Below are 11195 nucleotides of genomic sequence, written 5' to 3'. Positions count from 1 at the left end.
CGAGACGCCGATGCTCTGGGCGACCGGCTTCCTGATCACCTTCACGTTCGGTGGTCTGACCGGTGTCATCCTGGCCTCGCCGCCCATGGACTTCCACGTCTCCGACTCGTACTTCGTGGTGGCCCACTTCCACTACGTGGTCTTCGGTACGGTCGTCTTCGCGATGTTCTCCGGCTTCCACTTCTGGTGGCCGAAGTGGACCGGCAAGATGCTGGACGAGCGTCTCGGCAAGATCACCTTCTGGACGCTGTTCATCGGCTTCCACGGCACCTTCCTGGTCCAGCACTGGCTGGGCGCCGAGGGCATGCCGCGCCGGTACGCCGACTACCTGGACGCCGACGGCTTCACCGCGCTGAACACGGTGTCGACCATCAGCTCCTTCCTGCTCGGCCTGTCGATCCTGCCGTTCCTCTACAACGTGTGGAAGACGGCGAAGTACGGCAAGCCGGTCGGCGTGGACGACCCGTGGGGCTACGGCCGCTCGCTGGAGTGGGCGACCTCCTGCCCGCCGCCGCGGCACAACTTCCTCACCCTGCCGCGGATCCGCAGCGAATCCCCGGCGTTCGACCTGCACCACCCTGAGATCGCCGCGCTCGAGCAGCTCGAGCACGCCGGTCACGGCACCGCCATCGCGGGCAGCAAGGAGGCCGGCAAGTGAAGATCCAGGGTCGGATGTTCATCTGGCTGAGCGTCTTCATCCTGATCATGGCCATCGTGTATGGCGTGTGGTCGAAGGAGCCGGCCGGAACCACCGCTCTCTTCCTGGCCTTCGGCCTGGCCGTCATGATCGGCTTCTACCTGGGCTTCACCGCCCGGCGGGTCGACGCGGGCGCCCAGGACGACAAGGAGGCGGACGTCGCGGACGACGCGGGCGAGCTGGGCTTCTTCAGCCCGCACAGCTGGCAGCCGCTCATGCTGGGATTCGGCGGCGCGATCGCCTTCCTCAGCATCGCGGTCGGCTGGTGGCTGATGTACTTCTCCGCCCCGTTCATCCTGATCGGTCTGTTCGGTTGGGTGTTCGAGTACTACCACGGTGAGAACCGCACCCAGTAGGACACGCGGAACGCGCCGGGAGCCCGGATCCTCCATCAGGAGGGTCCGGGCTTCCGGCTTTTGCGGCGCTTCGGCGGGTCCTGCCTTTGCCGCAATGTCGTTCCCTCGTACGAGTTACCTGCCGCGCCGGTACGCTCTCCAGCTCATAGCGTGATCATATGAACCACACTCCGCGGACCCGCACCGTCGTCAGCTGCACGCTGCTGGTGACCGCCCTCGGCGCGGGCGTCACCGCTTGCGGTTCGGACGGCAACCCCCTGTCGGCCAGGCCGTACGACGCAGCGGGCCTGATCTCCTTCAACGGCCCCACCGAAGCGGGGAAGCGGGCCGACCCGGACAAGCCCCTGGAGGTCACCGCCAACAGCGGTGAGGGCCGGATCACGGACGTCACCGCCCAGGACTCCACAGGGCGCTACGTGGCGGGTGAACTCGCCGCCGACGGCAGCCGCTGGCACAGCACCTCACCGCTGGCCGCCAACGCCCACTACACGGTCACGGTGAGCACCGAGGACGAGGACGGCGCGCCCGGCCGCAAGGTCCTCACGTTCGACACCAGCAAGCCCGCCAGCAAGAAGCGCCTGAACGTCACGTTCGGGCCGGAGAAGGGCACCTACGGCGTCGGGCAGCCGATCACGGCCCAACTCGACCACGAGATCAAGGACAAGGCGCAGCGCGCCATCGTGGAACGCGCCCTGCGGGTGGAGTCCACGCCGGCCGTCGCGGGCGCCTGGCACTGGGTGGACAACAAGGAACTCCACTACCGTCCCAAGGAGTACTGGCCCGTCCACGCCACCATCGAGGTGCGCAGCAACCTGGACGGCGTCAAGATCGGCGACCGGCTGTGGGGCACCGTGTCCAAGCCGCTGACCATCACCACGGGCGACCGCATCGAGGCCGTCACCGACGCCGCCACGCACCAGATGACGGTCTTCAAGAACGGCCAGGAGATCAACCAGATCCCCGTCACGACGGGCAAGGCCGGCTTCGAGACCCGCAACGGTGTCAAGGTCGTCCTGGCCAAGCAGTACTTCGTACGCATGCGCGGCACCACGGTCGGTATCGCCGAGGGCAGCGCCGACGACTACGACCTGCCGGTCTACTACGCCACCCGCGTCACCTGGTCCGGCGAGTACGTGCACGCCGCCCCCTGGTCCGTGGGCTCCCAGGGCTACGCCAACGTCAGCCACGGCTGCACCGGTATGAGCACGTCCAACGCCGAGTGGTTCTTCGAGACCGTCCGCGAGGGAGACCTCGTCAGCGTCGTCAACTCCAACGGCGACGACATGGAGCCCTTCGGCAACGGCTTCGGCGACTGGAACGTCGACTGGCAGAAGTGGCGCGAGGGCAGCGCCCTGTTCAACGGCAGACCGGAGGGCCCGGCGCCGTCGGACGCCCTGAGGATCCAGCCAGCGGCCCTGTGAGCGTCCCGAAGGGGCGCGGGGCTGTGCCCTCCGTGCGGCTGCCGCCGCGCGGGCGCGGGAGGAGACCACCGGTCCGCACTCGCCCGGGCACCCCGCGCCCCGAGCTGCTAGGCGCCCACCAGCCGCCGCCGGCGCAGCAGAGAAGCCAGGGCGGAGGCGAACTCCACCGGATCCACCGGCAGGGTCACCGCGGCGTCGGCCCGGCTCCACGTGGCCAGCCAGGCGTCCTGGGGCCGGCCCATCAGCAGCAGCACCGGCGGGCAGCCGAACACCTCGTCCTTGATCTGCCGGCACACCCCCATACCGCCCATCGGCACGGCCTCGCCGTCGAGCACGCACACGTCGATGCCGCCCTTGTCCAGTTCCCGCAGCACCGCGTCCGGCGTCGCGCACTCCACGAACTCCACCAGGGGGACGTCCGGAGCCGGCCGGCGCCCGGCGGCCAGCCGTACTTGCTCGCGGGTGTTGGAGTCGTCGCTGTAGACCAGCACCGTGGCGGTCGGCTGCATTGTTCCTCCGAGACGTCAGCGTCGTACGGACAGGACGGGCAGGCCCGTTCGGGCGGATGTTACTCCCGTCGTCGCCCCGATGAACACCACGTCAACACCGGTCCGGCGGGTGGCAACACTCCGAACGGCACCCCCCGGAGTGAGCGCGAGATAAGCGACCGACATAATGTCGGTCGTGGCGACAGCAACGACAGTAGAAACCGGGCACGCGCACCCGTCGGTCAACCGGCCGAACCTCACCAGCGTCGGAACCATCATCTGGCTGAGTTCCGAGCTGATGTTCTTCGCGGCCCTCTTCGCGATGTACTTCACCCTCCGGTCGGTGACCGGACCGGATCACTGGAAGGAGCAGGCGCACGCACTGAACGTGCCCTTCTCCGCGACGAACACCACGATCCTGGTGCTCTCCTCCCTCACCTGCCAGCTCGGCGTGTTCGCCGCCGAGCGCGGCGATGTGAAGAAGCTCCGTGGCTGGTTCATCATCACCTTCATCATGGGTGCCATCTTCATCGGCGGTCAGATCTACGAGTACACGGAGCTGGTGAAGAAGGACGGCATCTCGCTGTCCTCCGACCCGTACGGCTCGGTGTTCTACCTGACCACCGGCTTCCACGGCCTGCACGTGACGGGCGGCCTCATCGCCTTCCTGCTGGTCCTCGGCCGCACCTACATGGCCAAGAGGTTCACCCACGAGCAGGCGACCGCCGCCATCGTCGTGTCCTACTACTGGCACTTCGTCGATGTCGTCTGGATCGGCCTCTTCGCCACGATCTACCTGATCAAGTAGCGGGGACCGCTCCCGCACATCCAGAAGCACCGACGCAGAAGATCCTGACACCGGGGTAATCCGTGAAAAAGCTCTCCGCACGACGACGCCATCCGCTGGCGGCGGTCGTCGTCCTACTCCTCGCGCTGGCGGCCACTGGGGGGCTGTACGCCGCGTTCGCGCCCGCGGGCAAGGCGCAGGCCGATGAAACCTCCCAGTCCCTGACCATCAAGGAGGGCAAGAAGCTCTACGAGGTCGGCTGCGCCAGCTGCCACGGCACCGGTGGCCAGGGCTCCTCCGACGGCCCGAGCCTCGTCGGCGTGGGTGCCGCCGCTGTCGACTTCCAGGTCGGCACCGGCCGTATGCCCGCCGCCACCTCGCAGGGCGCCCAGGCTCCGCGCAAGAAGCCCATCTACACGCAGGCCCAGATCGACCAGCTTGCCGCGTACGTCGCCTCGCTGGGCGCCGGCCCGAGCGTGCCCACCAAGCAGCAGTACGGTCCCGAGGGCGCGGACATCGCCAAGGGTGGCGAGCTGTTCCGCACCAACTGCGCGCAGTGCCACAACTTCACCGGCAAGGGCGGTGCCCTGACCAAGGGCAAGTACGCGCCGAGCCTCGAGGGTGTCGCTCCCAAGCACATCTACGAGGCCATGCAGACGGGCCCGCAGAACATGCCGTCCTTCCCCGACACCACGATGTCGGAGAAGAACAAGAAGGACATCATCGCGTACCTGAACGCGGTCAACGGCGATGAGACCGAGAACCCCGGCGGTATGGAGCTGGGCGGCCTCGGGCCGGTCAGCGAGGGTCTGTTCGCCTGGATCTTCGGCCTCGGCGCGCTGATCGCGGTCGCCGTCTGGGTCGCCGCTCGGACCGCAAAGGCCAAGAAGTCATGAGTAGCCAAGACATTCCAGAAGAGAACCTGCCCGCTGAGCAGGACCACGCACACGGCGCGGTAGGGGTCGCGGACGAGGAGAACCCGTTCGCCGACCCGGGGCTGCCGCCGCACGAGCACCGGATCCAGGACATCGACGAGCGGGCCGCCAAGCGGTCCGAGCGTGTGGTCGCCCTGCTGTTCACGGTGTCGATGCTGGCCACCATCGGCTTCATCGTCGCGTACCTGGCCGTCCCGACCGACAAGTCGATCTACGTCTTCCCGATCGGGCACGTCAGCGCGATGAACCTCGCGCTCGGTCTGACCCTGGGCGTGGCGCTGTTCTGCATCGGCGCGGGCGCGGTCCACTGGGCCCGCACCCTGATGTCCGACGTGGAGGTCGCCGACGACCGTCACCCGATCGAGGCCTCCCCCGAGGTCCGGGCGAAGGTGCACGCGGACTTCCGCCAGGGCGCCAAGGAGTCGGCGCTCGGCCGCCGCAAGCTGATCCGCAACACCATGTTCGGCGCGCTGGCCTTCGTGCCGCTGTCCGGCGTCATGCTGCTCGGTGGTCTCGGCCCGGCGCCGGGGACCAAGCTCCGCCACACCATGTGGGCCAAGGGCATGCGCCTGGTCAACATGAACACCAACCAGCCGCTGCGTCCCGAGGACGTCGCCGTGGGCTCCCTCACCTTCGCCAAGCCGGACGGCCTGGAGGAGCACGACGAGGAGTTCCAGAACGAGATCGCCAAGGCGGCCCTGATGATCGTCCGGATCCAGCCGGGCAACATCAAGGACAAGCGCGAGCTGGAGTGGTCGCACGAGGGCATCGTCGCGTACTCGAAGATCTGCACCCACGTGGGTTGCCCGATCTCGCTGTACGAGCAGCAGACGCACCACGTGCTGTGCCCGTGCCACCAGTCCACCTTCGACCTCTCCGACGGTGCCCGAGTGATCTTCGGCCCCGCCGGCCACGCCCTGCCGCAGCTGCGCATCGGCGTGGACAGTGAGGGTTACCTCCAGGCGCTCGGCGACTTCGAGGAGCCCGTCGGTCCTGCATTCTGGGAGCGCGGATGAGCACTTCAGACAACGAGAACCGCTCTCGCGGGAAGGCACCGGCCGGCGAGCGGATCGCCGACTGGGCCGACGGCCGGCTCGGGATCTACTCCCTGGCCAAGGCCAACATGCGCAAGATCTTCCCCGACCACTGGTCGTTCATGTTGGGCGAAGTGTGCATGTACAGCTTCATCATCATCATCCTGACGGGTGTCTATCTGACGCTGTTCTTCCACCCGTCGATGAACGAGGTGGAGTACCACGGCTCGTACGTCCCGCTCCAGGGACAGCTGATGTCCGAGGCGTTCAGCTCGACCCTGCACATCTCCTTCGACGTGCGCGGTGGTCTGCTCATCCGGCAGATCCACCACTGGGCCGCGCTGATCTTCCTCGCCGGCATGTTCGTGCACATGATGCGCGTGTTCTTCACCGGCGCGTTCCGCAAGCCGCGTGAGATCAACTGGCTGTTCGGCTTCCTGCTGTTCGTCCTCGGCATGTTCACCGGCTTCACCGGTTACTCGCTCCCGGACGACCTGCTCTCCGGCACCGGTGTCCGCTTCACCCAGGGCGCGATCCTGTCCGTGCCGATCGTCGGCACGTACATCTCGATGTTCCTGTTCGGCGGCGAGTTCCCCGGCCACGACTTCGTCGCCCGGTTCTACTCGGTCCACATCCTGCTGCTGCCGGGCATCATGCTCGGCCTGATGGTGGCGCACCTGATCCTGGTCTTCTACCACAAGCACACGCAGTTCGCGGGTCCCGGCAAGTCCGAGAAGAACGTCGTCGGCATGCCGCTGCTGCCGGTGTACATGGCCAAGGCCGGAGGCTTCTTCTTCCTGGTCTTCGGTGTCATCGCGGCCATCTCGGCGGTGGCGCAGATCAACCCGATCTGGGCCATGGGCCCCTACCGTCCGGACCAGGTGTCCACCGGCGCCCAGCCCGACTGGTACATGGGCTTCGCCGAGGGTCTCGTCCGCTACATGCCGGGCTGGGAGATCAACTTCTGGGGTCACACGCTCGTCCTGGGCGTGTTCATCCCGCTGGTGCTCTTCGGTCTCGTCCTGGCGGCGATCGCGGTCTACCCGTTCATCGAGGCCTGGGTCACCGGTGACAAGCGCGAGCACCACATCCTGGACCGCCCGCGCAACGCCCCGACCCGTACCGCGTTCGGTGTCGCCTGGGTGACGGTCTACATGATCGGCCTGGTGGGCGGTGGCAACGACCTCATCGCCACCCACTTCCACCTGTCGATCAACGCGGTCACCTGGTTCGTCCGGATCTTCTTCTTCGCCGGACCGGTCATCGCGTTCATCGTCACCAAGCGGATCTGCCTCGGCCTGCAGCGCCGCGACCGCGACAAGGTGCTGCACGGTCGCGAGACCGGCATCATCAAGCGGCTGCCGCACGGTGAGTTCATCGAGGTGCACGAGCCGCTCAGCCAGGAGCAGCTGCACACGCTCACCGCGCACGAGCAGTACCGGCCGGCCGAGATCGGTCCGACGGTCGACGAGAACGGTGTCGAGCGCAAGGTGAAGGCCTCGGAGAAGCTGCGCGTGAAGCTCTCCAACGCCTACTACGGCGAGGACAACCAGATCCCGAAGCCGACCGTCGAGGAGTACAAGGAGATCACGAGCGGCCACGGCCACCACTGATCCCCGCGTCGCCACGCCACGCTGAAGGGCCCCGTCCGGGTTACGGACGGGGCCCTTCGCCGTGCCGTCCGGCTGGATAGGGTGGTGTACGACGTGAGCAGGAATCTGTACGAGGAGCGGCTGATGAGCGCTGTGACCCCCGCTGGAGGCGACACCGCGGCGGGCCGCTCCTGGCCCGCCCTGCTGAACGGTCTGCTGGACGGCCGGGACCTGTCCGCCGACGACACCGCCTGGGCGATGGACCTGATCATGCGCGGGGAGGCGACCGACGCGCAGATCGCCGCCTTCATGGTGGCGCTGCGGGCCAAGGGCGAGACGGTCCAGGAGATCACCGGACTCGTCCGGACCATGTACGCGCACGCGAACGTGATCGAGGTGCCCGGCCCCGCCGTGGACATCGTCGGCACCGGCGGCGACGGCGCCAAGACGGTGAACATCTCCACGATGTCCGCGATCGTCGTGGCCGGCACGGGCGCGAAGGTCGTCAAGCACGGCAACCGCGCCGCGTCCTCCGCCTCCGGCTCCTCCGACGTCCTGGAGAAGCTCGGGATCAATCTGAACCTGACCCCGCGGCGGGTCGCCGAGGTCGCCGAGGAAGCCGGCATCACCATCTGCTTCGCGGTCCGGTTCCACCCGTCCCTGCGCCATGTGGCCCCGGCCCGCTCCCAGTTGGGCATCCGGACCACCTTCAACGTGCTGGGCCCGCTGACCAACCCGGCGCGGGTGCGGGCGCAGGCCGTCGGGGTGGCGGATCCCCGGATGGCGCCGATCGTCGCCGGTGTGCTCGCCGAGCGGGGCAACTCCGCGCTGGTCTTCCGCGGCGACGACGGCCTGGACGAGCTGACCGTCACCGCCCCCTCCCGGGTGTGGGTGGTCCGGGACGGCAAGGTCACCGAGGAGACCTTCGACCCGCGGGAGGTCGGCATCGACCTCGTCCCCGTGGACGCCCTGCGCGGCGCCGACGCCTCCTACAACGCGGAGGTCGCCCGCCGGCTGCTGGACGGCGAGAAGGGCGCCGTACGGGACGCCGTCCTGCTGAACTCGGCGGCGGCGCTGGTGGCCCTCCAGCCGACGGACGCGCCGCTCACCGAGCAGCTCCGCGCGGGCATGGCGAAGGCCGCGGAGTCCATCGACTCGGGCGCGGCCAAGCGCACCCTGGACCGCTGGGTGGCCGTCAGCAACGCCTAGCCCGCCGGGTGCCGTCCCGCGATCCGGACACGGGTTGCGGGACGGCGATCATCTCGCGTACGTTCCTGTACCAGGTCATGAGTGACAGTCATGAGGCCCCGGCCGACTGTCCGGCAACCCTCCGTCCGTGGCGGGGTGCCCCGGGTGAAGACCAGGCCGTGCACAGCAAGGTGCACGGCAAGCGCGGACCCCTCGCACGCTTCTCACAGTGTGGGGCCAGGGGTCCTGGTCGTTCGAGGGAGTCTCCCGTGAGCAAGCGAATGCGTTAGGGCCGCAGAGCCCCGCTTCCGCACACCCCTTTCTCTCTTCTTCGCCTTCCTGTCACGGGAGTTCCGCCATGTCTGTCTCCACCGCTGCCTCCGACCAGTCCGTTTGCACCCCTCTGGCCGTTCTGGGGCGAGATGTCACCGTCCCGCTGGTCACCGGCGGCGAGGTCACCTACGCCGCGCTGGACTACGCGGCCAGCGCCCCCGCCCTCCAGCGCGTCTGGGACGACGTCGCCGCCTATGCCCCGTACTACGGCAGCGTCCACCGCGGCGCCGGCTACCTCTCCCAGCTCTCCACCGACCTGTTCGAGAACGCCCGCAGGACGGTCGCCGACTTCCTCGACTGCCGGGCCGGCGACCAGGTGATCTTCACCCGCTCGACCACGGACTCCCTCAACCTCCTCGCCCGCGCGATCCCGGCCGACTGCCAGGTCTTCGTCTTCGAGACCGAGCACCACGCCTCCCTGCTGCCCTGGCAGGACGCCCGGGTCACCTACCTCAACGCCCCGCGCACCCCGCAGCAGGCCGTGGAGACCCTGGAGCGGGCCCTCGCCGACCGCGACCCCTACGGCCCGGCCCTGGTCTGCGTCACCGGCGCCTCCAACGTCACCGGCGAGCTGTGGCCGGTGCGCGAACTGGCCGCCGCCGCGCACGCCCACGGCGCCCGCATCGTCCTGGACGCCGCCCAACTGGCCCCGCACCACCCGGTGTCCGTCGCCGATCTCGACGTCGACTGGGTCGCCTTCTCCGGCCACAAGCTGTACGCCCCCTTCGGCTCCGGCGTGCTGGCCGGCCGCGCCGACTGGCTGCGGGCCGCCGAGCCGTACCTCGCGGGCGGCGGCGCCAGCCGCAAGGTCACCCGGCGCGAGGACGGCGGCGTGGCCGTCGAGTGGCACGAGACCGCGGCGCGGCACGAGGCCGGCTCCCCGAACGTCATCGGCGCCTACGCCATCGCGTCGGCCTGCAAGGCCCTGACGGAGGCGGGCTGGGACACCCTGGTCGCCCGCGAACAGCACCTCGTCCGCACGGTCCGCGAGGGTCTCGCCGAGGTCCCCGAGGTGAGGATCCTCTCCCTGTTCGGCGACGACGCCCCCCGGGTCGGCGTCCTCTCCTTCGTCGTCGAGGGCTGGAACAGCTCCCACTTCGCCGCCGCCCTCTCCGCCGAGTACGGCATCGGCGTCCGCGACGGCCTCTTCTGCGCCCACCCCCTGGTCCGCACCCTGCTCGGCAGCGACCCGCAGACCCAGGGCGAGTGCGGTGCCCCCGAGGCCGCCCCGGGCGAGAAGTCCCTCAACGCCATCCGGGTCAGCTTCGGCGCGGGCACCCCCGACGAGCACGTGCAGCGCTTCGTCGACGCGGTGAAGGAACTGGTGGCCGAGGGCGCGAAGTGGCAGTACCGCACGGAGGAGGGCCGCTGCGTCCCGGCCGTCTGAAGCCGGCGTCGGCGGCGGCGTCCTGAGGGGCGCGGGGCCGCACGCGCCGTACCTCCGCATCCGGAGGAGACCGGTGTGGCCCACCGGCCCCGCGGCGCCGCATACACTCCCTCCGGCAACAGCTAGACCGGGGGGAGCACGGAGTGCACGCGCTGCGCGCCACCGATCCGCGCCGCATCGGCCCGTACGACGTCACGCACCGACTCGGGGCCGGCGGCATGGGCGAGGTCTACCTCGCCCGCTCCCGTACCGGCCTGCGCCTGGCGGTGAAGGTCGTACGGGCCGAGCACGCCGAGGACCGCACCTTCCGCGCCCGCTTCCGCCACGAGGTCCGCGCCGCCCGGACCGTGGGCGGCGCCGGCACGTACACCGCGCGGGTGGTGGACGCCGACACGGAGGCCGAACGGCCGTGGATGGCGACGGAGTTCGTCTCCGGCCCGAATCTGCGGGACGCCGTCCTGGACCACGGCGCGCTGCCCGGGCCCGCGGTCCGGATCCTCGCCGCCGCGCTCGGCGAGGCGCTGGCCGCCATCCATGCCAAGGGACTGGTCCACCGCGACCTGAAGCCGTCGAACATCCTGCTCGGCCCGGACGGGCCCCGGGTCATCGACTTCGGGATCGTCCGGGCCCTGGAGGCCACCGCGCTGACCCGCACCGGCGCGGTGGTCGGCTCGGTCGGGTACGTCTCGCCGGAGCAGATCCGCAACGGCGGCCAGGTCGGCCCGCCGAGCGACGTCTTCTCCCTCGGCGCGGTCCTCGCCTACGCGGCGGCCGGCCGGGAGCCCTTCGGCGAGGGGCAGGACTCGGTGGTCCTGCTGCGCATCCTGACCCGCGACTTCGACCTGTCCGGCGTGCCGGAGGGCATCCGCCCGCTGGTGGCGTCCTGTCTGCGCGAGGACCCGCTGGAACGCCCGGAACCGGCCGAGGTGGTGGCGAGCGCCGGCTTCACCCCGAAGACCCTGCGCACCGCCGCCCGC

At 69.5% G+C, this 11195-nt stretch carries 11 protein-coding genes and 1 riboswitch; of the genes, 10 read left to right on the top strand and 1 reads right to left on the bottom strand.

Going from position 1 to position 11195, the window contains the following annotated elements; all coding sequences use genetic code 11:
- From CCN44_RS28310 to CCN44_RS28300, 3 genes are all read left to right on the top strand, one after another.
- The coding region (locus tag CCN44_RS28310) for a cytochrome c oxidase subunit I (RefSeq protein ID WP_208639854.1) at positions 1 to 658 on the top strand (658 nt) is incomplete at its 5' end.
- A complete protein-coding gene (locus tag CCN44_RS28305; RefSeq protein ID WP_059248890.1) occupies positions 655 to 1053 on the top strand; it encodes a cytochrome c oxidase subunit 4 in 399 nt (132 codons plus the stop codon). The genes CCN44_RS28310 and CCN44_RS28305, both read left to right, overlap by 4 nt.
- A 158-nt stretch (positions 1054 to 1211) precedes the next feature.
- On the top strand, positions 1212 to 2474 hold the full coding sequence (locus tag CCN44_RS28300; RefSeq protein ID WP_059248889.1) for a L,D-transpeptidase: 1263 nt from the start codon (positions 1212 to 1214) through the stop codon (positions 2472 to 2474).
- A 107-nt stretch (positions 2475 to 2581) separates the two neighbouring features.
- On the opposite strand, the gene CCN44_RS28295 is transcribed toward CCN44_RS28300, so the two are convergent.
- On the bottom strand, positions 2582 to 2983 hold the full coding sequence (locus tag CCN44_RS28295) for a response regulator (RefSeq protein WP_059248888.1): 402 nt from the start codon (positions 2981 to 2983) through the stop codon (positions 2582 to 2584).
- Positions 2984 to 3149: 166 nt separating this feature from the next.
- Between CCN44_RS28295 and ctaE the strand changes: the two genes are divergently transcribed.
- The 7 genes from ctaE to CCN44_RS28260 all read left to right on the top strand — a co-directional run.
- A complete protein-coding gene (gene ctaE / locus CCN44_RS28290) occupies positions 3150 to 3770 on the top strand; it encodes an aa3-type cytochrome oxidase subunit III (RefSeq protein ID WP_059248887.1) in 621 nt (206 codons plus the stop codon).
- A gap of 62 nt (positions 3771 to 3832) precedes the next feature.
- Positions 3833 to 4645 carry a cytochrome bc1 complex diheme cytochrome c subunit gene (qcrC, locus tag CCN44_RS28285; protein WP_059248886.1) on the top strand — a complete coding sequence of 271 codons (813 nt, stop codon included), beginning with the start codon at positions 3833 to 3835 and terminating at the stop codon, positions 4643 to 4645.
- Complete coding sequence (gene qcrA / locus CCN44_RS28280; protein ID WP_059248885.1) at positions 4642 to 5700, top strand: cytochrome bc1 complex Rieske iron-sulfur subunit; 1059 nt, start codon at positions 4642 to 4644, stop codon at positions 5698 to 5700. The genes qcrC and qcrA overlap by 4 nt, the downstream gene beginning before the upstream one ends.
- The gene (gene qcrB / locus CCN44_RS28275; protein WP_059248884.1) at positions 5697 to 7331 is read left to right on the top strand and encodes a cytochrome bc1 complex cytochrome b subunit; all 1635 of its coding nucleotides are present in this window, start codon (positions 5697 to 5699) and stop codon (positions 7329 to 7331) included. Before qcrA ends, qcrB begins: the two co-directional genes overlap by 4 nt.
- Positions 7332 to 7454: 123 nt before the next feature.
- Positions 7455 to 8519, top strand: a complete 1065-nt coding sequence (gene trpD / locus CCN44_RS28270) for an anthranilate phosphoribosyltransferase (protein ID WP_059254931.1) — start codon at positions 7455 to 7457, stop codon at positions 8517 to 8519.
- A gap of 73 nt (positions 8520 to 8592) precedes the next feature.
- A riboswitch (SAM riboswitch) is annotated at positions 8593 to 8709 on the top strand.
- Between the two features lie 147 nt (positions 8710 to 8856).
- On the top strand, positions 8857 to 10218 hold the full coding sequence (locus CCN44_RS28265; protein ID WP_059248883.1) for an aminotransferase class V-fold PLP-dependent enzyme: 1362 nt from the start codon (positions 8857 to 8859) through the stop codon (positions 10216 to 10218).
- A gap of 143 nt (positions 10219 to 10361) precedes the next feature.
- On the top strand, positions 10362 to 11195 hold an 834-nt coding region (locus tag CCN44_RS28260; protein ID WP_143649997.1), incomplete at its 3' end, for a serine/threonine-protein kinase.

It is taken from the genome of Streptomyces tricolor (genome assembly GCF_002155905.1).
GTDB classification, from domain to species: Bacteria; Actinomycetota; Actinomycetes; order Streptomycetales; family Streptomycetaceae; genus Streptomyces; species Streptomyces tricolor.
The sequence above is the reverse complement of the archived record's forward strand: the minus strand, read 5'-3'. Positions and strand labels throughout refer to the sequence as shown.